The sequence below is a fragment of the Paenibacillus sp. HJGM_3 genome, from assembly GCF_045062745.1.
GTDB lineage: Bacteria > Bacillota > Bacilli > Paenibacillales > NBRC-103111 > Paenibacillus_AA.
In genome coordinates this window covers 121800-148286 of sequence record NZ_JBJGED010000017.1, presented here as the reverse complement: position 1 = coordinate 148286, position 26487 = coordinate 121800, and the positions used below count along the sequence as shown (strand labels likewise).

The 26487-nt window shown below is 58.3% G+C and carries 20 protein-coding genes and 1 riboswitch; of the genes, 13 read left to right on the top strand and 7 right to left on the bottom strand.

The genetic code is table 11. The features are described 5' to 3' along the window. Positions 1–73: 73 nt before the first annotated feature. From ACI5FR_RS19345 to ACI5FR_RS19300, 10 genes are all read left to right on the top strand, one after another. Positions 74–988 (top strand): AraC family transcriptional regulator, encoded by a 915-nt coding sequence (locus ACI5FR_RS19345; protein WP_405457260.1) that lies wholly within the window; start codon positions 74–76, stop codon positions 986–988. Between the two features lie 120 nt (positions 989–1108). Further along, positions 1109–2623 (top strand): alpha-glucosidase/alpha-galactosidase, encoded by a 1515-nt coding sequence (gene melA, locus ACI5FR_RS19340; RefSeq protein WP_405457259.1) that lies wholly within the window; start codon positions 1109–1111, stop codon positions 2621–2623. Positions 2624–2796: 173 nt separating this feature from the next. Next, a complete protein-coding gene (locus ACI5FR_RS19335) occupies positions 2797–5322 on the top strand; it encodes a S1C family serine protease (RefSeq protein ID WP_405457258.1) in 2526 nt (841 codons plus the stop codon). Between the two features lie 46 nt (positions 5323–5368). Next, a riboswitch (cyclic di-GMP riboswitch) is annotated at positions 5369–5452 on the top strand. 51 nt (positions 5453–5503) lie between these two features. Further along, positions 5504–7654, top strand: a complete 2151-nt coding sequence (locus tag ACI5FR_RS19330; protein WP_405457256.1) for a hypothetical protein — start codon at positions 5504–5506, stop codon at positions 7652–7654. Positions 7655–7813: 159 nt separating this feature from the next. Further along, complete coding sequence (locus tag ACI5FR_RS19325; RefSeq protein WP_405457254.1) at positions 7814–9475, top strand: PhoX family protein; 1662 nt, start codon at positions 7814–7816, stop codon at positions 9473–9475. Between the two features lie 190 nt (positions 9476–9665). After that, positions 9666–10613: a DMT family transporter gene (locus tag ACI5FR_RS19320; RefSeq protein ID WP_405457251.1), complete on the top strand. Its 948-nt coding sequence runs from the start codon at positions 9666–9668 to the stop codon at positions 10611–10613. 161 nt (positions 10614–10774) lie between these two features. Next, positions 10775–11695: an N-acetylmuramic acid 6-phosphate etherase gene (gene murQ / locus ACI5FR_RS19315; RefSeq protein ID WP_405457249.1), complete on the top strand. Its 921-nt coding sequence runs from the start codon at positions 10775–10777 to the stop codon at positions 11693–11695. A gap of 25 nt (positions 11696–11720) precedes the next feature. Further along, positions 11721–12662 (top strand): DUF4434 domain-containing protein, encoded by a 942-nt coding sequence (locus tag ACI5FR_RS19310; protein WP_405457247.1) that lies wholly within the window; start codon positions 11721–11723, stop codon positions 12660–12662. A 45-nt stretch (positions 12663–12707) separates the two neighbouring features. Further along, positions 12708–13658, top strand: a complete 951-nt coding sequence (locus ACI5FR_RS19305; RefSeq protein WP_405457244.1) for an ROK family protein — start codon at positions 12708–12710, stop codon at positions 13656–13658. 332 nt (positions 13659–13990) lie between these two features. Then, on the top strand, positions 13991–15037 hold the full coding sequence (locus ACI5FR_RS19300) for a potassium channel family protein (RefSeq protein WP_405457243.1): 1047 nt from the start codon (positions 13991–13993) through the stop codon (positions 15035–15037). A 60-nt stretch (positions 15038–15097) separates the two neighbouring features. Here ACI5FR_RS19300 and ACI5FR_RS19295 read toward each other — a convergent pair whose 3' ends face one another. After that, positions 15098–15787 carry an N-acetylmannosamine-6-phosphate 2-epimerase gene (locus ACI5FR_RS19295; protein WP_405457241.1) on the bottom strand — a complete coding sequence of 230 codons (690 nt, stop codon included), beginning with the start codon at positions 15785–15787 and terminating at the stop codon, positions 15098–15100. 14 nt (positions 15788–15801) lie between these two features. Continuing rightward, positions 15802–16875, bottom strand: a complete 1074-nt coding sequence (locus ACI5FR_RS19290) for a hypothetical protein (RefSeq protein WP_405457238.1) — start codon at positions 16873–16875, stop codon at positions 15802–15804. Between the two features lie 183 nt (positions 16876–17058). Here ACI5FR_RS19290 and ACI5FR_RS19285 point away from each other — a divergent pair, with 183 nt between their 5' ends. Together ACI5FR_RS19285 and ACI5FR_RS19280 are read left to right on the top strand one after the other, a co-directional pair. Next, complete coding sequence (locus ACI5FR_RS19285) at positions 17059–17541, top strand: RrF2 family transcriptional regulator (protein WP_405457236.1); 483 nt, start codon at positions 17059–17061, stop codon at positions 17539–17541. A 130-nt stretch (positions 17542–17671) separates the two neighbouring features. Then, positions 17672–18040, top strand: a complete 369-nt coding sequence (locus ACI5FR_RS19280) for a DoxX family protein (RefSeq protein ID WP_405457235.1) — start codon at positions 17672–17674, stop codon at positions 18038–18040. A 99-nt stretch (positions 18041–18139) separates the two neighbouring features. On the opposite strand, the gene ACI5FR_RS19275 is transcribed toward ACI5FR_RS19280, so the two are convergent. From ACI5FR_RS19275 to ACI5FR_RS19260, 4 genes are all read right to left on the bottom strand, one after another. Beyond that, entirely contained in the window at positions 18140–19741 is a 1602-nt protein-coding gene (locus ACI5FR_RS19275; protein ID WP_405457232.1) for an extracellular solute-binding protein, read from the bottom strand. Between the two features lie 98 nt (positions 19742–19839). Further along, entirely contained in the window at positions 19840–20706 is an 867-nt protein-coding gene (locus ACI5FR_RS19270) for a carbohydrate ABC transporter permease (RefSeq protein WP_405457230.1), read from the bottom strand. Further along, positions 20706–21632 carry an ABC transporter permease gene (locus ACI5FR_RS19265; protein WP_405457227.1) on the bottom strand — a complete coding sequence of 309 codons (927 nt, stop codon included), beginning with the start codon at positions 21630–21632 and terminating at the stop codon, positions 20706–20708. The genes ACI5FR_RS19270 and ACI5FR_RS19265 overlap by 1 nt, the downstream gene beginning before the upstream one ends. Positions 21633–21833: 201 nt before the next feature. Then, positions 21834–24071, bottom strand: a complete 2238-nt coding sequence (locus tag ACI5FR_RS19260; RefSeq protein ID WP_405457224.1) for a helix-turn-helix domain-containing protein — start codon at positions 24069–24071, stop codon at positions 21834–21836. A gap of 452 nt (positions 24072–24523) precedes the next feature. On the opposite strand from ACI5FR_RS19260, the gene ACI5FR_RS19255 reads away from it, so the two are divergent. Continuing rightward, a complete protein-coding gene (locus tag ACI5FR_RS19255; protein ID WP_405457222.1) occupies positions 24524–25222 on the top strand; it encodes a TerC family protein in 699 nt (232 codons plus the stop codon). A gap of 203 nt (positions 25223–25425) precedes the next feature. On the opposite strand, the gene ACI5FR_RS19250 is transcribed toward ACI5FR_RS19255, so the two are convergent. Beyond that, entirely contained in the window at positions 25426–26070 is a 645-nt protein-coding gene (locus ACI5FR_RS19250) for an FMN-dependent NADH-azoreductase (protein WP_405457220.1), read from the bottom strand. Positions 26071–26487: the final 417 nt, after the last annotated feature.

Sequence of the window (26487 nt, the reverse complement as noted above, 5' to 3'; positions counted from 1 at the left end):
TTCGCTGTAGGAATGACTTGGAACTTCTGCTACACTGGGCACATAATCGCATTCAGGGAAGAGTGGGGTTCACATGGACAAGGAACGGCTGTTTCGGCTCGGGACGTCGGGAGGCGAGGGGCATTTTCGTGTGATGGCGTATTACTTCCGGCAATGGGACGGCCTCGACATGGTCTACCATACGCATGCCGAGACGGAAATCATGTATGTTCTCTCGGGAACGTGCCGCATCCAGGTGGCCCGTGCCCAGCAGGCTTCATCGGATACGATCAGGCTCAAAAAAGGCGAGTTTATCGTCCTGGATGCGAATGTCCCGCATCGGTTGATCGTGGAGAAGGACAGTCCGTGCCGGATGCTGAACGTCGAATTCGGCAGCTCGGCGAAGAACGGGGGATTGCCCTCGATCGACGGCTGGGCGGCCGAGGACGAGCGGCTCACGGCTTTGCTGGCGGCGCCTCTCCCGTACATCGTACTCCGGGACCCGGACGACGTATACCATATTCTCAAGAGCTTGGTGCTCGAGCTGGACCGCCAAGGAACGAAGCAGGGCATCAGGGTGCAGCTGCTGCTGTGGCAGCTGCTGCTCCGGATCGCCGCGCTGTGGGAACAGGAAGAACGCAGCGGCGGAGGCGAGTCGGAGACGAGCCTGTACGTGAAGCAATGTATGGAATTCCTGCAGCAGAACTACGATCGGGATATCCTGGTGAAGGACATCGCCGCGGCGGTCAATCTGCATCCAGGCTATCTGCACCGTATTTTTAAAGCGCACACGAGACGCACGATCATGGAGGTACTGACTTCGCACCGGATGGAGAAGGCGAAGATGCTGCTCGCCCAGACCCAGATCCCGATCGGCGACATTCCGGAGTACGTGGGGATTAACAGCCGGCAATATTTTCATACGCTTTTCAAAAAACATGTGAACCAAACACCTGTTGAATATCGCAATTCGGTTGATTTAAGCCAAGGGAGCCTCCCGAAGAAGTGAGGATTTTGGTCATCGCCGTCCCGCAGAAAGTCATCATTTTGATAACGCCTTCATTCGGCTTCCTGATACAATTCAAAGAAAGGCAATCGACCATCTGCACTGGAGTAAAGGAGGAGCGGCATGTCATTCAAGGTGACTTTTATCGGGGCGGGGAGCATTGGATTTACCAGAGGGTTGTTGCGCGATCTGCTGACGGTTCCGGAATTCGGTGGAATCGAGGTGGCGTTCCACGACATTAACGCGCGCAATCTGGAGATGGTGACGGAGCTGTGCCAGCGGGACATCGAGGCGAACGGCCTGTCCATCCGCATTCAAGCGACGACGGACCGGCGCGCTGCGCTGGAGGGGGCGCGGTACATTTTTTGCACGATCAGGGTTGGCGGGCTGGAGGCGTTCTCGACGGACGTGAACATCCCGCTGCGCTACGGGGTGGACCAATGTGTCGGCGATACGCTGTGCGCGGGCGGCATCATGTACGGGCAAAGGGGTATCCCCGAGATGCTGAACATCTGCCGCGATATCCGCGAGATGGCGGAACCGAACGCGCTGCTGCTCAATTACGCCAACCCGATGGCGATGATGACCTGGGCGTGCAATCAATACGGCGGGGTGAATACGGTAGGGCTGTGCCACGGCGTGCAGCACGGGCATAGGCAAATCGCCGACGCGTTCGGCCTGAAGCAGGAAGAGGTCGACATCATCTGCGCCGGCATCAATCATCAGACCTGGTACGTCCAAATTCGGCACCAGGGGGAGGATTTGACCGGGAAGCTGCTGGAAGCGTTCGAGAGCCATCCGGTCTTCAGCCGGACCGAGAAGGTGCGCATCGACATGCTGCGGCGGTTCGGTTACTACAGCACCGAGTCGAACGGGCATCTCAGCGAATACGTGCCGTGGTACCGCAAGCGTCCGGACGAGATTCAGGAGTGGATCGATATGGGCTCGTGGATCAACGGCGAGACCGGCGGGTATCTCCGGGTATGCACGGAGGGCCGGAGCTGGTTCGAGACTGACTTCCCGAACTGGATGAACGACCCGGCATTGGAATACAAGCCGGAGAAGCGGGGGCACGAGCACGGAACTTACATTATTGAAGGTCTGGAGACAGGAAGGGTGTACCGCGGCCACTTCAATGTCGTGAACAACGGCATTATCGCCAATCTGCCGGATGATGCGGTGATCGAAGCGCCTGGCTATGTGGATCGCAATGACATCGCCATGCCGACCGTCGGCGATCTGCCACTCGGGTGCGCGGCGGTCTGCAACGTCAGCATCTCCGTACAGCGGCTCGCGGTCGAGGCGGCGGTGCGGGGCGACGACCGGCTGCTCCGGCAGGCGTTCATGATGGATCCGCTCGTAGGGGCTGTCTGCAACCCGAAAGAAATTTGGCAGATGGTCGACGAGATGCTGGTGGCTCAGGAGGCGTGGCTGCCGCAGTACAAGGAGGCCATCGTCTCCGCGAAGGAGCGGCTGGCGACCGGTCCGCTCGTTCCCACCCGCAATTACGAGGGCGCCGCACGGCTGAGGGTGAAGACGGTGGAGGAGATGCGCGCCGACCGCCAGGCGGCGAACAAAAACGCCGGCGAGTCGGACAAAGGCGAGGACCGCGAGAAGGTGGCCACGCCTGCAGATTAATAGGAAGATCAAGAGCCGTCCGGATTCACATCTCGTGATCCGAACGGTTTTTCTCATACGCTAGCTAGATACAGAATGTATCATTGTGTGAAAATTCACATTGTACTCCTATTGGACCTGTGATAGATTCAGAACGAACAGGATTCATTTTCCAATACGAGAGGAAGTACTACATGAGACGGACAAGCAGGGGCAAGAAGCTAAGCTGGATGTTGATCGTATGCTTATTGGTCGGGTTGTATGCGGGGAATCTATCGGTCTATGCGGCCGGCTCGGATTCCGAGATTCCGAACATTGTGGCGAACGTGTCGCCTAGTGTAGTTGCGATTATAGGCAAGCCTACGGACGGCAAGGATTCGGATCACGATCGGTTCAACCTGGCGCACGGCACCGGCGTGATCGTGAAGTCCAATGGGGTGATCGTCACGAACGCCCATGTCGTCAAATCGATGAAGAACATTGTAGTCGTCACTTCCGACGGCAAGACATACCCGGGCAAAACGACGCATTACGACGAGGAGAGCGATCTGGCGTTGATCAAGATCGACGCGATCGGGCTGTCGGCCGCTGCGTTCGCGGCTCCGAACGATATTAAAGTCGGGGAGACGGTGATGGCGATCGGGACGCCGATCTCGTTCGCGCTCCGCAATTCCGTGACAGTCGGCATCATCAGCGGCATGGATCGGTCCGTGGAGTCCCCCTATCAGCTGCTCCAGACCGATGCGGCGATCAATCCGGGCAACAGCGGCGGCGCGCTCGTCAATATGCAGGGCAAGGTCGTCGGCATCAACTCGCAGAAGTATGTAGACTACTCCGTGGAGAGCCTCGGCTTTGCCATTCCGGTGAATACCGTCCAGTACGTGCTGGAGCATTTCGAGAAGTACGGCAAGGTGATGCGGCCTTATATGGGCTTGGAGCTGGAAGAGAGCTGGGAGGCGGTCGTAGGGCTGCCGGCGAAGGAAGCGCTGAAGGTCGCTTACGTGGATCCGGACTCTCCGGCGGCGCAAGCGGGCATTAAGCAAGGGGACACTATCGTCTCGTTCGATCAAGCCTCGGTCAAGACGATCGTCGAGTACAACGAGCTGATGAAGAAGTATTTGCCGAAGGAAACCCTTCGTGTTACTTTGCATTCCGGCGGGCAGACCGTTGTGCGAAGCGTCGTTCTTGGAGAAGACCCTTCCGCGAGCAAATCTTGGGTGCAAGACTCCGAGGGCGGCTATATCGATGACGATCAAGGCAAGACGAAGATCGGCGACAGCCACTTCGGGTGGTCGATGAAGTATCCGGCCGGATTGATCCAAGCGTTTCAGAGCGATGACGGCAGCCGGGTGACCTTCGGCGATTCCAAAGGGGAGTTCGGCATCTCGATCTCGGTAGAGGAGAAGATCAGCGAGGAGCTGTCCGTCACCGGCCTGCTGCGCAAGCTGGCGATGTCGTCGGACGATACGGTGCTCGAGAAGCGCTACCTGGATCAGGAACCGGTGCCGTACGCCAAAGTAGTGGCGAAGTCGGATGAGGATCAATACTATCAAGCCCGCGCTTACCAAAAGGGCGACAAGGTGTATTACATCGCCTTGATCGTTACGTCGGAAGACAATTACAAAAACAAGGTGAAGCTGAACGCTTACCTAGACTTGTTGGACAGCTTCTCTTTCAGCTTCGACGCGAAGGATGGGGAGCTGAAGGATATTTCGATCTTCCAAGAAGGCGGTACGACCTTCACGAATGAATATGGGTTGTCGTTCGAGCTGCCGTCCGGCTGGGAGGAGAACAAGTACGGCGGAGAGCTGGCATACAGCAACGAGGACGCCGATCAGGATGTTAGCGTACAAGTGACGTCGGCTTCGTCGGGCGATACGCTGGCGGACTGGGTGGCGCGCGAGGAGCTGCAATTCACTGGTCAGTATGCGGAAGAGTACAGACAAACCGGCGAGCTGAAAGATGAGAATGCCGACGGGGTGCCGGTGAAGCAAGTACGCCATTCGTGGCGCATGGGCGGCGATACATGGAATTCGCAGGTGAATCTGTACTTCATTAAGGACAAATACAAATATAAGATCTCCGTGGATTTCAAAAAGGACGACCATGAGCAGGAAGCGGCCGAGTTGATCGACGCGATCGTCAAGTCCATGAAGGTGAGCAAGGACACGATGAACACCAGTCTGGGGTATATCCAGGACGAGGACGAGCTGCTTGATCCTAACGGAACGAATGCATACAAAAATGAAAAGTACCACTATTCGGTTCGGATCCCGGAGCTGTGGTCGACTCCTGGCTCGTATTATAAGGATAGTCCGCGAGCCAACTTCAACTTCACCGGAGGGTCCTTGACCGTGGAGGCCGATGACAAGAGCAGCGTAGAGGATGTTATGAAGAAGCTGGAGCAGGGGCACAAGAAAAGCAACGAGAACGACCCGGAATACACCTATACGATTACGGACGATTCGACGTTCGGCGATGGCGGCAAGAAGATCGCGATCCGGTATAACTTGAAAAAAGCTCCTTACGAGCAGACCGAGTACGTCTTCCGCAGCCACAATATTACGTACACCATTACGCTCAAAATGAACGATGCGGTCGTATACGGAAGCGAATGCGGCACGTGCGGAGGCGGCCGTAGAATCATTTCAGTACGCGGATTAGTTCTTAAGACTTTCGGCCCTGCATATGCATATAATGAATTAGGCCTAAATAACTAAAATAGGTCTAGCGGGAATAGATTCGACATGGTATGATGGAATAAACTTCATATTCGGAGGCAATGAATCGTGTTTTGCATTTGGGCATCTGGGACACAGGGAGCCAGTGATGCAACCGGCCGTGCTTTTTTCCTACTTTGGAAATCGCGGCCTTTTTTTGTGCGAGAAAGGAGTCCCCGTAATGATCGAGAAGACGAATATCAACTGGTCGAATTATCATGTGTCCTCCCCTCAGAACCACATCAAGCTTCAGCCGAAGAAAGGGACCGACCCAGGAACGGCAGCGGGCGCAGCCGGCAGTGCCGCCCTGGATCACACTCTGGTAGCGACTTACCATAAGAGCCGGCATCCCCACGCGGCTGCCGAGTCGGCTGCTTCAGGGGCCGCTTCCAAGAAGCCGGATAAACCGGATAAACCGGATAAACCGGATAAACCGGATAAACCGGATAAACCGGATAAACCCGACTCTGTGACGAATCGTGAGGCCAAGCAAATCTTCAAAACGTGGAAGAGCGGACTTGAGGACGCGAGCTCCCAATACATGGAGCAGATCGTGCAGCAGTTGGACGCCTCTCCGAGGGAACTCGGGGAAGAGGGGCTCGCCGCCCTGCGCAAGCAGCTGAACGATTGGGTGGAGGCCCAATACGACGGTCTCTCGGATCAGCTGCGCAAGTTCGATCGAGATCTCTCGCTCAAATTCCTCACCCGGGCGGATAAGGCGCTCGATTCGATATCAGACGACTTGTGGGTGGATATCCGCTCCGAGGTGGCGGCGCACACGGCGTCGGCCGGGGTAGGGCGTGCGGTCTACCAGCAGTGGAATCAAGGGCTCTCCAGCCCGACCGACCTGCTCACCCGAGTGACGGACCAATTGAACGCAGATCTGGACGGCAACATCACCGACCAGGATTTGCAGCAGTTTGACAAGTGGTTCACCGATTGGATGTCCAGCCAGCAGTCGACTCTGGCGAATCAGCTGCAGAGCATCCCGACCGGGATCCGCGGGACGCTGCTCGAGCAGGCGGGCGATCGGCTGGGAAGCATGCTGGAGACGTACCGCGCCGGTGTTACCGCTGCGATCCATAGCTACTCCGACCTCGTCACGCAGTCGCGACAAGCGTTCAGCCAGTGGGACGATGCGCTCCATACGTCATCCTCGGACCTCCTGACTAGCATTAACGCTACCATCTTCAACGATGCCGACGATATTACCGATACGGAAAAACAAGCGTATGCGAACCAGATAAGCGGTTGGCTGGGAGTGAAGAAGAACCAGGCGTTGGACGCGCTTGCGAGCGCTCCGGCCGGGCTGCGCAGCACGCTGGAGCAGCAGGTGAACGGCAACGTCAGCGGGGTGCAGGCCACCCTGACCCAGTTCGTGAACGATTCGATTCAATTCCGGAATACCGGGGACCAGAATGCGGCCGGGTTCCTGAACGAATGGAAGACCGGCTTGAACCTGGACGCGGACGATTATTTTAAAGAAGTGAAAGCGGCCATCCGGCAAGATCCGGACAAAATATCCGATCAGGAAAAGCAGCTCTACCGGCAGCACTTGCAGCAATGGATCGATGGGGTGAAAGGCGAATTTGCTTCGGGTCTGAGCGATCGGTTAAGCGATACGCTGACCGGCGTGCAGCGGAAGTACAATACGCTGGCCGGCGACACGCTGAACCAGAAACTGGATTCGCTCTGGAGCTCCATTCAGGATCAGATCACGGCGTGGAACAACCGGGTGATCCCAGGACCGGGTAATGGCAATGGTAACGGGAATGGAAACGGCAACGGCAACGGGAACGGCAACGGGAATGGTAATGGTAATGGAAACGGCAATGGTAACGGGAACGGCAACGGTAATGGCAATGGCAATGGCAATGGCAATGGCAATGGGAACGGCCACGGCAATGGAGACTCGTTCGTCCTGGGCTGGAGCAAAAAGCTGAACAACCTGTTCCGGCCGAACTATGATTTCCAGATCGGCTCGGGGGATAACTCGTTCCAGTTCAAGCTGCGGGCCCTTTCGGGCGGTAATCGCAACTCCCTGTTCTACGTCAGTGACGGGAACGGCAACAAGCGTGCAGTCGACATGAAGTTCGGTAGCTCGGAGCTCGAGCAGAAGTTCATGGAATACGCCAAGAAGAACAATGTATTCGGCGCTACATTATCCGTGGAGAAATTTAACTCCCTCCTGGATAAAGTGAAGGACAGCATCAAGCCGCTGGCCGACATTAACCCGGAGCGGCTGAAGCAAATTCTCGCCGACAAGGACGAGACGAAAAAGCTGTACGACACGTTCGACAACCTGCTTGGATTGATCAAATCGATGATTTAAAAGCAGTAAGCATTAGGGCCCCGTCACTCGACGGGGCTTTTTGGCATGGCCAGCGAGAAGACTCGCCTCCTAAATTTACCAAATCTTCATACCCGCTTAACACCAGGTTAAAAGGAGCGGGTTACGCTGGGGACAACCCTATTGAGGAGGTAGTTTCGGATGGATATGAATCGGAGAACGTTTTTGAGTTACATGGGGACAGGGGCGGCGGCGCTGGCGGCCGCATCGGCGGGATTCGGCATGCTCGTCAGCGACAAGGCGGAAGCGGCGGCAGACCATCTGTTCGGGTTCAAGACGAATCGGGTGAGCGGCCATTTCGACCCGATTATGGCATCCTCGGCGGACGAATTGATCATTCCGGCCGGCTTCCAGTACGACGTGGTCGCCGCCTACGGCGACGTGATCAATATGGCGGGGGATACGTTCGGCCATAACGCCGACTTCAACTGCTTCTTCCCGATCGACGGCTCGGCTACGCGCGGGCTCTTGTTCACCAATCATGAAGCGACGAACCTGTTCGTGCTGGGCAAGCAAGAGGGCGGCAAGTGGTCGAAGGAGCAAGTGGGCAAGATGCTGTACAACCAGGGAGCTTCGGTCATCGAGATCTTCCAAGACGAGGAAGGTGTCTGGAAAGTGGACAAGTCCTCTTTGCATGCCCGCCGAATCAACGGCTTCTCCGATTTCGACATCACGGGTCCGGCCCGAGGCGCGGAGGCGACTGCGTATGCGATGAGCGCCCGGGGTACCTTCGCGAACTGCTCCGGCGGCATGACGCTCTGGAACACGGTACTGTCCTGCGAAGAGAACTTCAGCGAGACGGCCGCGGCGGCCGGATTGAATCCGACACACTACGGGTGGGTCATCGAGGTCGATCCGTTCGACGGCAGCTACTTGAAAAAACATACCGCCCTCGGTCGGTTCAATCACGAGAATACGGCGATGGGACTGACGAAGGAAGGACACATTGTCGTCTATGAAGGCGATGACAAGAAGGATGCCTGCATCTACAAGTTTGTGAGCAAGGGCAAGTATGACCCGTTGCTGGGCCGGGACAACGCGAAGCTGCTGGAGGAAGGTACCCTGTATGTCGCCGATTTGAAAAAAGGGACCTGGATCCCGATGACGGCGGAGGCGGTGCAAGCGAAGCTGAAGGACGAGAAATTCAGCTTGCCGGCCTCGTTAAAGGGAACGAAGTCGGACTGGCTGGACAAGTTCAAGGATCAGGGCGGTGTCGTGACGAATTGCCATGAGGCGGCTATGATCCTGGGCGGGACACCGACCGACCGGCCGGAAGACATCGAGATCTCGCCGTTCGACAACACGGTATTCATCTCCCACACGAACAACGACAACCACGGCAACATCCACGGGCACATCACCAGAATTTTCGAAAAGGACGGCGACCTGGGGGCAATAGAATTCGACTTCGAAATTTTCGCCGCCGGCGGACGGCAAAGCGGCTTCAGCTCGCCCGACAACTTGATCTTCGACAGCAACGGCAACCTGTGGATTGTCACCGATATTACGGGAAGCGGGATCGGCAAGGGTGTGTACCGGACCTTCCTGAACAACGGGTTGTTCGTCGTGCCGACGTCCGGACCGAGCAAGGGCAAGGCGCTGCAATTCGCTTCCGCGCCCAAGGATGCCGAGTTGACCGGCCCTTGGTTCACTCCGGATGAGCGGACCTTGTTCTTGTCCGTGCAGCATCCGGGAGAGAACACGACCGACTTGGCCAAGCCGACCAGCCTGTGGCCTCACCGCCCAGGGGATACGATCCCTCGTTGCGGAGTAGTGGCTATTCGCGGATTCCGGTTTGCCTAATCAAGAGACGTATTAGCGACAAGCACACCAACTGTCCGCGCAAATGTATGCAGAATCGAGGAAGGCGGCGGGAAAGCCGCTTTCCGCGCGGGATACGGCCGATTGAAGGGCCATAGACTTTTCGCCAGAAGCCGGTCTTGCCAGTATGATGGAGGAAGAACAAGTAGGCGCTGGAAGAAGGAACTGTGGCATGCTGCGATCATACGCTTGGTTAGTGTTTTGTGTCACCGTCTGGGGGAGCAATTTCGTCTTCGGGGCGATTCTGGTGGAACAGTTTCCGCCCATGCTGCTCGCGATCGCCCGGCTGTCGGTCACGTGTACGTTTTATATCGTATTCGCTTGGTCCACGGGCCGGATTGTGAAGCCGAACAGGCGAGATTGGATGCTGCTCGTCCCCTTAGCCTTGCTAACCATGGTGAATCAGTCTTCCTTCTACATCGGACTGCAATATGCCGACCCGACCGTATCGGCGCTGATTACAGCGATGTCGCCGATTGCGGTTAGCTTGCTCGCCGCCGTCTTCCTGAAGGAGCGGATGACCGTCCGGATGGCGTTCGGCTCGGTGGTGGCGGTGACGGGCGTTTTCTTCGTAGTCGGGTCCGCGGGAGGCGGGGGCTCCTTCTCCAAGGGCGAGCTGCTTATGGCCGCAGCGATGATGTCCTTCGCCGTCTCGATGATCTTGACTCGCAAGCTGACGGAGTTCCGCGATCCGTTCTTCGCCACGTCCTACGCGACCGTATTGGGCTCGGGCTTGTTATTGCCGGTCGCCCTCATTCGGGAGGACGTGTCTCGGATGAGCACGGAGCTGTGGGCGTGGGGGCTGCTCATCGGGTGCGCGCTCATCATGCAGGTGGTGTGCGGCCTCGTCTGGAACCGGGAGATGCAGCGGGTAGGGGCGGGGAAGGCCTCGATCTTCCTCAATCTGCAGCCGTTCGTGGCGATGGTTCTGGGGTATTGGATTCTGAACAAGCCGGTTACCGGCACGCAGCTCATCGGCTCGCTGCTCATTATCGGCGGCGTCTTGCTGGCCACGGTGCAGACGGTACGGTCGATGCAGCGGGCCGCGAGGCTGTCGGCCAAACCGGCTTCCGGAACGGCAGCCGGATCGGAAGCAGGCGGCGGGATGTCCGGGCCATAGGGATTATGAGGCGGTGAATACGGCGGAATCTAGAGGATACAGGGTTTACAGGGTTTACAGGAACAGGGGGCAGCTCCTATAATGGAGTAGTGCTCCTTTTTTGTGTGTTGAACGGGAGATAAATTCCGAAAATAGATATAAAACTGGAGGAGGCTTGTCAAATGGCCCACGAGTTCGAGGCGCTGCGTCAGTTGGATACCGAGCAGCGCAATCCGCGGACCGAGGAGTTCGACAACCGGTCCACGCTGGAGATGCTTGCGATGATGAACGCGGAGGATACGCTTGTCCCGGCCGCAGTGGCGGCGCAGCTCCCGACGATCGCGACGGCGGTCGACCGTATCGCCGACGCCCTGCGTAACGGCGGCCGGCTGTTCTACGTCGGCGCGGGCACGAGCGGGCGGCTCGGCATGCTCGACGCCTACGAGTGCCCGCCGACGTTCGGGACGCCGCCCGAGCTCGTGCAGGCGCTCGTCGCCGGCGGCGTCGCGCGGGATCGCGCCGATGAATCGGCGGAGGACGATCCCGCCCTGGGCGCGGACGAGCTGCGGCAGCGCGGGCTCACGGCGGCCGACGTCGTCGTCGGCATCGCCGCCAGCGGGCGCACGCCGTACGTCGTCGGCGCGCTGCAGTACGCGGCGTCCGTCGGTGCCGCGACGATCGCGCTCGCCTGCACGCGCGGCTCGGCCATCGGGAAGGCCGCCGCGCTGGCGATCGAGGTGCCGGTCGGCCCGGAGGCGCTGACCGGCTCGACCCGGCTCAAGGCGGGCACGGCGCAGAAGCTCGTGCTGAACATGCTCAGCACGGTCACGATGGTGAAGCTCGGCAAAGCCTACAGCAACCTCATGGTCGACATGGAGCCGAGCAATGGCAAGCTGCGGGTGCGGGCGAGCCGCATCGTCAGCATGGCCACCGGGGCGGACGACGCCGCGGTGGAGCGGGCGATGACGCAGGCCGGCGACCACGTCAAGGCCAGCATCGTCATGCTGCTGGCCGATGTGGAGGCCGCCGAGGCGCACCGCCTGCTGGAGGAGGCGGGCGGCGTCGTACGGTTAGCGCTGCGGCTCGCCGGACGGGAAGCTTAGCAGGATGGTGGAGGAGGCGAAGAGAATGGGGTTACAGCGTATTAGCGGCTCCTGGTTTGACTTTTATCATTGCAATCCGTACGAAGGCGATACATGGAACTCGATAACGCAGCGGTTCACTGCCGACGATTGGAGCCTGAAGCTGGCCGAGATGGCCGAGGCCGGACTCGATACGCTCGTTCTGCTCAGCGTGGCGCTGCACGGCAAAGCGTTCTATCCGTCCGAGGTGATGCCGTGGCGGTGGGATACGGTTTGCCCCGATCCGCTCGAGGCTGTCCTGCAGGCCGGCGACCGGCTGGGGATGCGGCTCTTCCTCGGGCTAGGGTTCTTTACGACTCCGATTATGGGCAGTCTCTCGACCGACGGAGACGGTTCTACGCTGCGGTTCGACGTGGCGCGGGAGCTGTCGGCCCGATACGGGCATCACCCTTCCTTTGCCGGATGGTACTTCCCGGTCGAGGCGGCGATCCATACGTATTTCCCGGACAACTACATTCGCTATGCGAATGAATTGGCGGACTTCTGCCGTCGGCTCGGGCCTTCTCAGGTGCTGATCGCGCCTTACGGGACACGCTCAGTCGTCGCGGACCAGCAGTTCGTCGACCAGATTCGATCGCTGGAGGTCGATTATATCGCGTACCAGGACGAGATCGGGGTGAACCGCACCACCTTTGAAGCGGTCGATGCCACATACGCACGCCTGCGAGAAATCCACGAGCGGGCCGGCAAACCGCTGTGGGCCGACGTGGAGGTGTTCCGTTTCGAGGGCAAGGTGCTCTATCCCGGCGCCTTCGAGCGTATTCAGCAGCAGTTGTCCATCGTGTCGAAGTACGTGGACAAGGTGTTGTGCTACCAGTACCTGGGCATGATGAACAAGCCTGGCAGCCCGGTTCACGCTGGGGATGCCTCGTCCACGCAGCTGTATACGGACTATACCGGCTGGATGCGCCGTGAGGGGCTGCTCTGAACGATTAGGACTTATTAGGACTCGATAAGAAAGGAAGAGCGCTTCGTGAGCGACAACGTCATTCTGGGGATCGATATCGGAGGCACGAACATCAAGTCGGGGCTCGTCGACGAGACCGGTCGCATTCTCGACACGCTGACCGTGCCGACGGAAGCCCGCTCCGGCAGCCGCGACACGCTGCTGTCGAAGCTGTACGCCCTCGCGGCGCAGCTGCGCGAGCGGGCCGAGGCGCGCGGCTGGACGCCGGTCGCGCTCGGCGTCGGCACCGCGGGCTACGTGCACGCCCGCGAAGGGCGCATCGGCTACGCCACGTCCAACCTCCCGGGTTGGACCGGCGTCCCGCTGCGCCAAGAGATGGAGCGCCACACCGGCCTGCCGGTGGCGCTCGCCAACGACGCCCATGCGTTCGCCATGGGCGAAGCCTGGATCGGCGCCGGACGCGAGTGGGACACGTTCGTCTGCATCACGCTCGGCACCGGCGTCGGCGGCTGCCTCGTTCTCGACGGGCGCCCGTACTATGGGCGCGACGGCTACGGCGGTGGCTTCGGCCACATGGTCCTGCAGCACGGGGGCGCTCCCTGCAACTGCGGCCTGACCGGCTGCTGGGAGCAGTACGCCTCCGTGACCGGCCTCATGCGGCTCGCCGAAGAGGGCGGGATCCAGCCTGCGGCGATCGGCCATTCGGCCAAGACGCTGTTCGAGTGGGCGCGGGACGGCCACGCCCACGCGCTGGCGGTCATCGACCGCTACGCGGAATATGTGGCGCTCGGCCTGACCAACCTGACGCACGCGCTGAACCCGCAAGCGTTCGTGATCGGCGGCGCGGTGACGCAGCAGGGGGAGTTCCTGTTCGAGCGCATTCGCTCGAACGTCTCGCGGCAGGTCATGCCGGCCTACGACGGCATGGCGATCGTGCCGGCCGCGCTCGGCGAGCACGCCGGGTTCGCCGGCGCCGCGCGGCTGGCGTGGCAGCGGCTGCAGGATGGCGGCTGCTGACGCCGGGGGCCACGTCACGCGAGAGGGAAAACCCCCTCCTCTTTTCGAGTCAGGGCGGCGGAATAGCATAATGAAGGGGAAAACCTCCCTCATTTTTGAAGGAAATGGGCTGAAAACTCGAACCATTCGCCTCAAGAGAGGGAGGTTTCCCTCTTTTGCGAGTAGATTACGGTGATTCGTCTGAATGAGAGGGAGGTTTTCCCTCTTGTACTAGCCACCAACGAAACCTTTCCCACATCCGCTTGCTTCTGTGATAAGATGAGACCGATACGGCATGTGACAATTATAGGAAGCGGATGAGCGTTTCCGGGAACCGGGAAAGGAGAGGTTCCATGCTGCTGTTAACCAGGCTGTTCCTCCGGATCGTCCATATGAACAACCGGTCCGTCATTCTAGTGTCCGTGCTCTTCATCCTGCTCACCTCGGGGCTCGCCTATGCGTTGGAGCCGGACGTGTTCGGCACGTATTTCAACGGCTTCTGGTGGGTCATGACCACCGTCACGACCGTCGGGTATGGGGATTTCTATCCGCATACGGTGCCCGGCAAATGCTTAGGCATCGTGGTCTACATCTTCGGCATCGGGCTCATCTCCATTACGATCAGTAAAGTGGTCGAGGCTTTATTCTTCTATCAACGGAGAAAGGAGGAGGGGAAGCTGCGATACACCGGCGAGCAACATGTGGTCATCATCGATTGGAGCAAAAATGCGGAGCTGGCCATCCAGGAAATTCTCAATACCGACGCCCAAACGGACATCGTATTGATCGACACGCTCGAGAAAACGCCGATCCAGCATGAGCGCGTCCATTACATTCAAGGCAATCCGGTCCATCATCAGACGCTCGAGCTGGCCAATCTGTCCCGCGCGCGGGCTGTGATGATCTTCGCCGACGAGGTGACGCGCTATCAGAACGTAGTGCGCGATTCGTCCTTCATCGACGGCAAGACGCTGCTGGTCGCCACCGCCATCGAGCGGGGCTACAGCCATGTCCACACGATCGCGGAGATCAAGGATCGCGAAAACTTGCCGAACTTCGAGCACGTGCAAATCAACGAATTCATTCTGAGCAACGATACGGTTTCCCAGCTGGCCGTACGCGCGGCGTTCCACCCTGGCACGACGAAGCTGTTGTCCCAGCTGCTCACCCATCAGGACGGCGAGGATTTGTATGAGGTGGCGAAACGCGAGAGCTGGGTGACGTTCCGGGACGCGTTCCTCGATCTGTTGAATCAGGGGGCTACACTCATCTCCGACGGGACCGACCTGGCAATCAACCGACGGATGGAGGAGCCGATCCCGCCGAACGCCCGGCTGTTCGTCATCTGCAGCCGGGAGACGTATCGCACCCTGACACGTGATTCTTCAGGGTCCGCCTAGCCCAAAGAGCCCTCGCGCTTCATCCCGAAGCGGAGGGCTCTTCTCTTCTCCATTACTTACCTATTGCACCGATTCCTTCAACCACCGCTCCAGCTGGGCGGTATACTTCTCGGTGATCTGCTGCGGGCGTGTGATCGCCCCGCCGACGACGACGTACGTCGCGCCGGCCTCCAGCGCATGAACGGCCTCCGCCGGGCTCCAGATACGCCCCTCGGCTACGACCGGCTTACTCGCTTGCGCGCTCAACCGGCGGACAAGCTCCAAGTCCGGGCCCTCCTGCTGCGGGCTGTAGGGCGTATAACCGGACATCGTCGTGGAGATCAGGTCGGCGCCGAGACGCTCGGCGAGCAGCCCTTCCTCCAATGTGGAGATGTCCGCCATCACTTGCACCCCGGCCACGTGGCAGTAGTCGACCAGCGGCTTCACGCGCTCGGCGCGGTCCTCGCGGTCGGTCATGTCGAGCGCGACGATGTCGGCGCCGGCTTCGATGATCGCTTGCACGTCCGCAAGCTCGGGCGTAATGTAGATCGCCGAGCCCGGGATGTCCCGCTTGAGCAGGCCGATGACCGGCAGCTCGACCGCCTGTTTGATGTCGCGAATGTCGGACGGCCCGTTGGCGCGGATGCCGATGGCTCCGCCCGCCGCGGCGGCGCGGGCCATGAGCGCCATCAGGCCCGGCATGTATAAAGGTTCGCCGGGCAGAGCCTGGCAGGATACGATAAGGCCTCGTTGGGCAAAGATGCGGTTCATGGACTTGTTCTCTCCTATTCTGCCTGAACTAAGGATGGCGCGGCCAAGTGCCCGAAGACGGCAGCCATGGTCGCGGCTTTGCGGAATGTAGTCGTGACCGGCGTGCGGTCGGGCTCGTGATGACGCACCTTCGGCTCGAACAATTGGAGCCCCTTGGCACCGAGACCCGCCTCGATCGCGTCGAGCCGCTCGGCTACATAACGACTCGCGTCGGGAAGCGCCGGGTAGTGCGAGAGCGCGAGCAGGATCTCGGGCACGTTGTCCCAGTCGCGGCACCACCAGGGTGCTTCGTTGTCGTCATTCGGCCCGTCGGCCAGCGCCGTAAGGATCCGCTCGGTCGCAGCCAGCGATACGGGCTCCCACTTCTTGCGCAGCGCAGGCGGGAGCAGCGGCTTCAAGGGATGGGCGAACGTGACGATCGTCGCTTGGTACGAGACGCTGTTCCCCATGCCGACGGAGCCGTCCCAGTTCTCGGTGTATGGCCACCAGCCGTCGGAATGCACGCCGAACCGGCGGATCAGGTGCGCGACAATCTCCGAAGCCTTGTCGAGATAAACCCGGTTGCCGGTCAGCTCGTAGGCGCGGCCGAACGTGTGGGCGGCATACATGTCGCCGTTCAGCACGTCGTGATTCTTCGCATTCGGATTTTTGTAGATGGCGGCCGGATTCTCGGCGGCCACTTGCGTCAGCAGGTAATCGGCCGAAGCGACCAAGCTGATCTTCGCCGCCTGCGACCCGGTCGCTTGGTGGACCAGATACAGGCTGTTGGCCGAGGCGCCGATCTCGGCGATATCTATGGTATTGGCTTCGCCTTTCCGGACATAGAAGGGCTGGGAGAAGGCGCCGGAGGGCAGCTGCCGCCGCCGGACGTCTTCCGCGAGTCCCGAGGCGATCTCGAGCTGATCGGGCCTCTCGCCGAGCCGGGCGTCCAGCGCGAACAACGCCGCGGCCGCGATCGTCGTACAGCAGCTCGCTTCCTCTCCCAGCTCCTCGTCGTGAATCGTCCATGTGCCTGCTGCCGGGTCGTGTCGAAGCAAAGGCTTCATCTCGGCCGCGAGCTGCGAGATCAATCGTGCGATACGGTCCATCGTAATTCTCCTTTTGTACGCTCCATGTCATCGGGTATGCCCTCATTATAGCATAAATGTGGAGTTTTGTTCCGATTTTGTACGGGAATATGGAGATAAACTCTACGACATTGTTCCGGCCTCCAAAAAGACTTATAATGGCCTTAACAATCGTTCGCGGATCCGGCGGAAGGGGGAACATCCATGGCGAACACGAATCGAAGCGCACCGATCGGACCTCCCCGCTTCAGCATAGCCGTGCATGCGCTCGTCTGGCTGACCCAGAGCGGGGGAGTGCTGTCAAGCGCGATGATCGCTTCCCAAGTGAACTCGCATGCCACCTTCCTCAGAAGGGTGCTGCAGACGTTAGCTCAGGCCGGTCTTGTCGAAGCGCGGGAAGGGCGAGACGGAGGCTACACGCTGGGACGGGCGAGCGAGCTCATCACGTTGGCAGACGTATACTTGGCCGTGAAATCGGAATGCACCGAAGAGGAGGCCGGCTCACCGTGTACCGCGGATGAGGCGGGCAAAGCGGGAGAGCAACTCGATCGCATGCTGGAGACGGTAATGGGAGAAGCGGAGATGAAATCGATCGAACACCTGCGTCAATACACGATCGCCGATATCATGGCTCGCATCGATTACTTTGCCCCTTGTACCGAATCTGCGCGTTCCATCGATAAATAAAAGTATTGCTAAAAGAAACGCAGCCGCCTATAATGTGACTATACTAGTTGCAGTTAAAAGTGCTGCGCTTTATTTTTGCCTTTAACTGTGCTTGAACGAAGCTCAGATACAAGAAGGGAGATGCAATACGATGAATGTGGTGGCAATCGTACTGGAAGCCTTGCTGGGGCTCATGTTCTTGATGGGGGGCCTGACGAAGCTCGCGGGGCAGAAGATGCACGTCGATAATTTCAATCATTGGGGGTTGCCGCAGTGGTTCCGGAGCGTGACAGGGCTCGTAGAGCTGGTCGGCGCGATCGCGCTGATCGTCGGGATCTGGGTGCCTAGCTGGGGCGCTTGGGGCGGACTGTGGATCGGCTTCACAATGCTGGTCGGCGTCATCGTCCACCTGCGGGTGAAGGATACGTTCAAGCAAACGTTCCCGGCGGTGCTGCTGACGATTCTCGCGATCGTAGTGGCGATTATCCATAGCTCGGAGCTGGCGAATTTCCCGGGCTAATCTGGAAGCAACAAAGCGGATGATAGATGAAAGCACCCCCGTCGGCAGAAGGAGCGTTCCTTCCGCCAGTGGGGGTGCCTTGTTTAGCTCATACCCGTCTTACTTCCACTCGCCTTTAATATTAGCGGCTTTCAGCGCGTCGTTTACTTCCTTGATCATTTGCGCGCCGCCTTTGTCCTTCCATTCCTTCACCAGCTTATCCCAATCGGAGAACGGACGCTGGCCGTAGATCATCTTCGTTTGCTCTTCGTACATATACTTCCACAGATCCGCTTCCTTGGACAGGCGGGTTTCCGAGAAGACAGAGTTAACCGGGTTGTAGTAGTGCTTCGTCTCGGCATGCATCTTCTCGAACTGTGCGGCCGCATTTTTGAGCAGAGGCACCTTGTAGTTCTTGGAGAACTCGTTGGCGATGTCGCTCGGCGCCCAGCCGCTGCTGTCCGGGTAGTAATCGGCCGGCTTCAGGCCCTTCTCGCCGCTCTCCAGCTTCAGCTGGCCGTTGTCGACCGTGTAGCCGGATCCGGATTTGCCGTTCATCCAATCAAAGTCGGCGTTGCTCGAATTACGTTGGTCGTATGGGTAGAACTTGCGTCCATAGTCGAGGAATTCCAGGATGCGCTTCAGCTTCTCCGGCTCCTTGGCGAGCTTGGCGTTCAACAGCGTGATTCCGGAGAACCCGGCTCCCGAAGTATAGCCTTGCGAACCGTCCGGCGCTTTGAACGGCGGAATCGGCACCATCTCGGCCTTCGGCGCGATATCGGACAGCCCTTGGGAGGACGTTTCGCTCATGCCCTTCGGCGTACCGATGAAGATCCCGGCCTTGCCGCCATAATATTCGTTGTTCGTCTGGCCCCAGTTCAGGACGGCGAAGTCCGGCGTAGCCGCGCCTTGCTTATACAGATCGGCCAGCCACATGAGCAGCTCCTTGCGCGTCTCCGTGATGATGCCCGGCACTACGTTGCCGTCCGCATCCTTGTGATACCACGCCAGGAAGTCCCAATACGCGCCCATCGAGTAAGGCGGGTTGATGTTCGAGGACATCGCGAGACCATAGGTGTCTTTTTTGCCGTTCTTGTCCGGATCGTTATTCGTGAACGCGAGTGCGACTTGCTTCAGCTCCTCGTAGCTGGTCGGCATTTTCAGCCCCAGGTTGTCGAGCCAATCCTTGCGGATCATTGGCGTAAGCGAGTAGTTCATAGGGAAGTAGCGCGGAATGCCGTACATTTTGCCGTCCACCATAACCGACTTCTTGATGTTGTCCGGGATCAGCTTGAATGTATCATATTGGCTCATGAACTCGTCGACCGGCAGGAAAGCGCCTTGCTTCGCCCACTTCGCATAGTTCGCGTCTTGGTGGTTCTCCAGCGTGATGATGTCCGGCAGCTCGCCGGAAGCGACCACCGCGCTTAGTTTCTGCAAGTAATCGCTTACTACGACGACCTGCGGCTTGAAGTCGATGTTGAACTTCTCGTTAATGAGCTCGATGCCTTTGCCGTTTGCCGGAGGTACATTGCCTGCATAGCGATAGTCGATCGACGTCACCGTGAATTTCTTGGACTTGTCATCCGGCTTGGCGCTTGACTGCCCGCCCGATGGGCTCGGGCTGGATGTCGACGAACCCGAGTTGGACGAACAGGCGGCGAGTACGCTGGCCGAGAGCAGGACCAGGGCGGATGATGTGGCTAGTTTCTTTAGACGCATTGACGAATCCCCTCCAATTTTAACTTAACACGTTCCAAGCGGACTTGCATGACCCAGAGATTTCCTTTTGGTTTCACATAAGGGAGTGGGGTTCCTTCTTACCCCTTCACCGAGCCGAGCATCACCCCTTTCGCAAAATGCTTTTGCAGAAACGGATAGACGATCAAGATCGGCAGGGTGGCGACCATAATCGCGGCCATCTGCACCGTCTCCGCTGGCGGCGCGTGCTCGGTCAGCTGGCCGAGAGCGGTATTCGGCTCGTTGATGACGACCATCTGGCGCAGCACCACCTGAACCGGCCAATCCGCCGGGTCGTTCAAGTACAGCACCCCGGTGAAGTAGTTGTTCCAATGCGCGACGGCGTAGAACAGGCCGAACGCGGCGAGCGACGGCTTGGAGAGCGGCAGGATGATGCGCAGGAACGTCTGGATGTCGTTCGCGCCGTCGATCGTGGCGGCTTCGTGCAGCTCTTGCGGAATTCCCTTGAAAAATTGTCTCATGACGATCAGGTTGTATGGGCTGATCGCCACCGGAAGGATGAGCGACCAGAAGGTGCCGAGCAATCCGGTCTCCTTCACGACGAGATACGTCGGGATCATCCCGGCCGTGAACAGCAGCGTGATCATCACGAGCAGCATCATGGCGCGCTGGCCGACGACCGGGCGAGACAAGGTATAGGCCAGCGTCGCCGTGAACAGCAGGTTGACGAACGTGCCGATCGCCGTAATCTTCACCGTCACCCCGATGGAGCGCAGGAAAGAGGCTGACCCGAAAATGAACTCATATGCGTCCGTTACCCATTTCTTAGGGAAGAACAGGAAGCGGCTCTGCAGGAAATCCGTGTACGTCGAGAACGAGACGCTGATGACGTACAGGAACGGAAAGATCATGACGACGGCGACCAGGAACAACAGGATATAGTTAATGACCGGGAATAAGGAAAAATGGACTTTTTTCGTATTCATTAGTAGATGCCCTCCTCGCCGAACCGTTTGGCCAAGAAGTTCGCGCCCAGCACGAGGATGAGCCCGACGAGCCCTTTGAACAATCCGACCGCCGTAGCGAAGCTATAGTCCGACTGCACGATCCCTCGCTGGTACACGTATGTGTCGAGTATCTCACCCACATCGCGGTTGAACGGATTGAGCATCAGGAAGATCTGCTCGAAGCCGACGTCCATGACATTGCCGAGCCGCAGAATGAGCAGGATGACGATCGTGCTGCGGATCGCCGGCAGCGTGATATGCCAGATTTGACGCCAGCGGCTCGCGCCGTCGACGATCGCGGCTTCGTACAGCTGCGGGTTGACCCCGGCCAATGCCGCCAGGAAGATGATCGTGCCCCAGCCGATCTCCTTCCAGATGACTTGGGCGACGACGAGCGGCTTGAAGAATGCCGGATCGGTCAGCCACGGAATCGGCCCCCAGCCAAACGCGTCCTTGAGGAAATGATTGAGCAGCCCTTCGCCCCTCAGGAAAATGACGCTGATCCCGACGACGACGACCCAAGACAGGAAGTGGGGCAGGTAGACGAGCGACTGGACGACCCGCTTGTAGAACGAGCTGCGCACTTCGTTCAGCATAAGCGCGAGCAAGATCGGAGCGGGGAAGGCGAAGACGATCTGCAGGATCGAGATGTTGATCGTATTCCATAGCACCTTCAGCGATTCCGTATCCTTGAAAATATCGTAGAAGTTCCGCAAGCCCACCCAGGGACTGCTGTACATGCCCTTGAACGGGTTGTAGTCGTTGAACGCGAGGACAAGGCCGAACATCGGCGCGTACTTGTAGACGAGGAAATAAAGGATGCCCGGCAGAGCGATGAGCAGGAGGTAGCGATCCCGCCAGACGCGCCGGCCGAACGTATTTTTTCTTTTTCTGGTTAGTTCCATGGCAATAAACCCCGCATTCCTATTTTTGGAGATATTCTTCACATCGAGTGGCTGATACGAAGAATTGTTCCATAACAAGGAATGCAGAGCAATTATCTGTTGCGCACGGCAGGTTCCGGAGAAGATAAGGATGCGCATAAAAAGATAAGCAGCCCCCGGAATACCGGGAGCTGCGCGGGTTTGAGGCGTTTCGGGGACCGCTTAGGAGTGAAGTTCCTCGCGGATATTTTTGCGATACTGGCCAGGCGGCACGTTCGTGACTTGCTTGAAAATCCGGTTGAAATTCGTCACGGAAGTGTACCGCAGCCGCTCCGCGATTTCCTTGATCGGCATGTCGGTCTGCGTCAGCCAGCTCTTCGCCCGCTCCATCCGCACGTGAATGAGGTAGTCGCCGAACGCCCAGTTCGTCTCGTCCTTGAAGAAGCGGCTGAGCTGCGTCGGGGATACCCGGACCGCGTCCGCCACCTGCTGCAGGGACAAGTCCGTCTCGATGTGGTCCTCGATGTACGCCAGCGCCTGCTGCACAATCTTCGTCTGCTTCGGCATGCTCGCCTCCTGCAGCGCCTGGATCACCATCGGGAAGACGGACTCCTCGAACCAGCGCTTCACCTCCGTTAGCGAGGTCATCGCGTACAGCTCCTTGTACAGGTCCAGCTGATGGTAGGGATCGCCATGGGGGCTCCATTCCTGCAGCAGCAGCTCGATCTCGCCCAGCATGTAGGCGAACAGGCCGAGCACCGTCTCGGAATTGTGCACGTACTGCGGGACGTATTGGATCGTCTGCGCGAGATGCTCCTTCGCTTCCTCCAGGTTTCCTTTTGCGAGACTCTTCACGACCTGCTTCTGCCGGGTGACGAGCGATTGGCCGGACTGCCGGACCGACGGTCCGATCGCCCGCTTGGAGATCACGACGTTGTGCCCGAGGAGGAGCCGGTAGCCGAGCAGCTCCGTCGCTTCCTGGTAGGCGTCGCTGATCGCGTGATATTCCTTGTACGCCTCGCTGATCGACACGGTGACGGTCAGATGGAACAGTTCATTTGCCTTGGCACGGATCTGCTCCGCAAGATCGCGCATTTGCTCGTCCGTGCCGTCGCCCGGCTTGTCGACGCCGATGATGACGGCGACTTGGCCCGGCATCGGCGTAAGCGTGATGCAGGAGAACGCTTCCTCGCCAAGCTCCTCGATCATTTTACGAAGCGCATACATCATGAGGGCCCGGTCTCGCTCCCGGTAGTCTTGCTGGAACGCCACGTACCGGTCGAGGTCGACCAGGCAGACATAGAACCAGCTCCCCTGCAGAGGGAACCCGTAATGCTCGGTCTTGCGCCGAATCTCCTGCTCCGACATCTCCCCCCGCAGCAGCTGCTGGAATACCGTCTCCTTCAGGTACGGCAGCTGCTCGCTCAGCTCGGACTTGAGCTTCTCGTTGGTCTTGACCATCTGCTGGATGAACGAATCAAGCGCTTGCAGGCCGTCCTGCTGGCCGTTCGACGTCTTGGCCTCGCTCGTGAACTTGTATAGCAGACGCTGGATCGGAAAATAGAGCCGGTTCGACCCCACAAGGGACACCAGCACCCACAGCACGACGAGCAAGCCGACTACGATCCATGTCAAGAGCTGGATTGAACTTGCCTGACGGGTCAAGTCTGCCAACGGGGTCATCGCAATATACGTCCAATTGTTAAACGAGGACTTCTGCACGGAAGGGCTATATTCGACGCCGTTCAGGGTCAGATGGTCCATCGACTCGAGATCGGGCTGCGACCAGTACCGGTACAGCTCGGACGACTGCGTCAGCCGGGCGCCCATCTCTTCGCGGCTCGAGCTCATGACGATGCGTCCCGTCTCGTCGATGACGAGCAGCTTGCGGTTGCCCCCGAGCTGGACGCGGTCGAACAGGCCGGTCAGCTTGTCCGTGGCGACGTGCAGGACGAGCGTGCCGTCCGCCATGTCCGCCGAGAAGGCCGGCACCGGCCGCAGGAGGAGCAGCTCGTTCTGGCCCGGATTGCTGCCCGGCGGGATGACGACGGCGGAATTGTACTTCGTGCTGTTGCGCTTCACCAGGTCGTAATAGGTGAAATCCGTCTCATTGAGGTACCCATAGCGGGTGGAATAAACTTTATGGGTTTGATTGAAAATAAGCGAAATGTCGTAAGGAATGTCCGACAGGCTCCGCTGCCGCTGAATCGTATCGATCCCCGCGAAGATCTGGGACAAATTTTGCTGCGGAGACGTCTTCACGGCTTCCTCGAGCACGATATTCGAAGCGAGCTGCAGAGAGCTTTTCTCCAGGCTTTGCAAGAAGCCGTCGATTTGGTATTGGATCTGACCCAGAATGATCTGGTGGTTGTGATCGACTTCCTTCTGCACGCTGCGCGAGGCGAATAAAGACGAGAACATGCCGAGCAGCAGGACCGGGACGATGCTCACGAGCAGCACGAACCAGAACAGCTTGCGTTTGTAGGACGGTTGTTTCCAGGCCTGAATCGTTTGAATGAGCCATTCCCCCTTGCTATAGAGGCTCTCTATCTCTGGATGTGCATGATTTGCTTAATGTTATATTAACATATCGGGCGGCGCTATTGGACTGACGGTTCCTTGACAATTTAGCCCTGCATCCGGTACGATGGAGACAATCGAATCAAAGGGGAGTAGCTGCTACAGCAAAGTCGTCATTACGGGATGGGTGTCATCCCCGGCTTTGTTGGCAACGAATTTCGTTGTTAGCAAGACCTTTGCCATAACGGTAAAGGCTTTGCTGTCTGCTGCGCACGATCTCTTTGTCTATGGAGAGCGGCCTTTACCGTTAGGGAGGGCCGCTTTTGCGTTGTCTGGCGAGCTTCGCCTGGACGTCAGGCGGCCGATCATATCACAAAGGGGAGTGGCAAACAATGGAATGGTTGACGCTGGATATGCTCTCGGCCCTCGCAATTATTGTTCTGATCGATCTGTTGCTCGCCGGGGACAATGCCATCGTCATCGGCATGGCGGCCCGGAACTTGCCGAAGCAGCAGCAGAAGCAAGCGATCATCTGGGGAACGGTCGGAGCCGTCGTCATCCGGGCGGTCGCGACGCTCGCGGTCGTGTGGCTGCTCGCGATCCCGGGGCTGCTGCTCGGGGGCGGATTGTTCTTGCTGTGGATCGCTTACAAGTTGCTCGTTAGCGAGAAGGATCACGGGAATGTGAAGGCCGGGGCATCGCTCGGGGCGGCGATCCGGACCATCGTCATCGCCGATGCGGTGATGGGGATCGACAATGTCCTGGCGGTCGCGGGCGCGGCTCACGGGAGTTACGGGCTCGTCATCGCCGGGCTGATCATCAGCGTGCCGATCATGGTCTGGGGCAGCACATTCGTGCTGAAGATCATGGCGCGCTTCCCGTCGGCGATCTACATCGGGGGCGCCGTGCTCGCGCTGACCGCCGGGAAGATGATCGTGGACGAACCGTTCATCCACGATTGGATCGGCAGCAGCGGCGCGCTCAAGTGGACGATCATCGTCGTCCTGATCGGCGTCGTGCTCGTGGCCGGCTGGCTGAAAAGCCGCATGGCTCCGGAGAAGAAGGTAGAGGCGCATTCGGAGGCCTCGTAAGGGAGCCTGGCCGGGCCTCGCGCTTTTAACTGATTTCCAACGTGAAAAAACCTCTGGGACATCATGTTCCAGAGGTTTTTTCAAAGGAATGTTCACTTGTTCCGCAACCCATAATGCTAACTAACTTCGCCGTTTGTGCAGTCCAGAAGAAGGCGCAACCTTCCGTTTTGTGGGCGTGCTCCAGACCTAAAGTTTACCACTCCTTAACTACCTACCTCGGTCAGGGAAGCAGCCGCTAATTCGGCTTCTTGAAATGCTTTTGTCAATATGTCCCTCCGATCAAGAAATGCATTTCCTTGTGCACGGATGATCTGATAGTTCTGGACGCCCATAAAATTGAACATGGATTTCAAGTATTTATGCGAATATTCCACTTCCGTGTACCAGTCGTTGTTCGTATACACCCCATCGCTCGCTTGAATTACGAGCAGGCCTCGGCCGTCGTTCAGCAACCCGACCGATCCATTCTCCGTATAGGCGAAAGTTTCTTTAGGGATCAGAATGTTATCCATGTAGTCTTTAAGCTTCGACGGGATATTGAAGTTATGCAGCGGCATCGCTATGACGTATTTTTTCGCCCGCTTAAACTGCCGAACGATATCCGACATACGGGAGGCCAGACGCTGCTCTTCTTCGGTCAGACGCTCATTCCTCCTCATTTTCTCCTGCGCACTCAGGAAAACATGGTCAATGCAGGGAATGTGTTCACGATATAAATCGATTTGTTCTATCGGCCCTTCCGGATTAAGTTTCCTGTAAATTTCCAGGAACCGCCGAAGCACTTGCAAGCTTACGGATGAATCGGCATCCACCTTGGGGTGTGCATTAATGACGAGTAATCTCTCCATTTTCCTCTCCCTTTTTCTAATAGTTTGGATTTCCAATCGTCGGACTCGTCCGCGGCCTCCTTTATTTCTCCCTGCTTAGTTTAAGACAAATAGTGTTTTGATTTTGTGACAGGACGGGTATGAAACTAAATCTACAAAAGTGGAGTAACTCGGTCCGAAACTTGTCCGCCTTTGAAATATTGTGCTCACCTAAACAAACAACAATTCAAAGCACAAGATTTTGGGCAGCGGTCGGAACCCCTCTGCCTGCCCTCATTACGCGCCTAACTGAACGCCACAACCAAGTACCTCTGGCAGCAGCACCACTAATATAATCAGTCCATCTTAAGATTAGTCAGTGCAGCGGATTAAAAAAGTATTGTACGCTTGTAAACGTGGATGTGTTCGAATGGAAGGCGGGACGATAAAGTGGGAGCC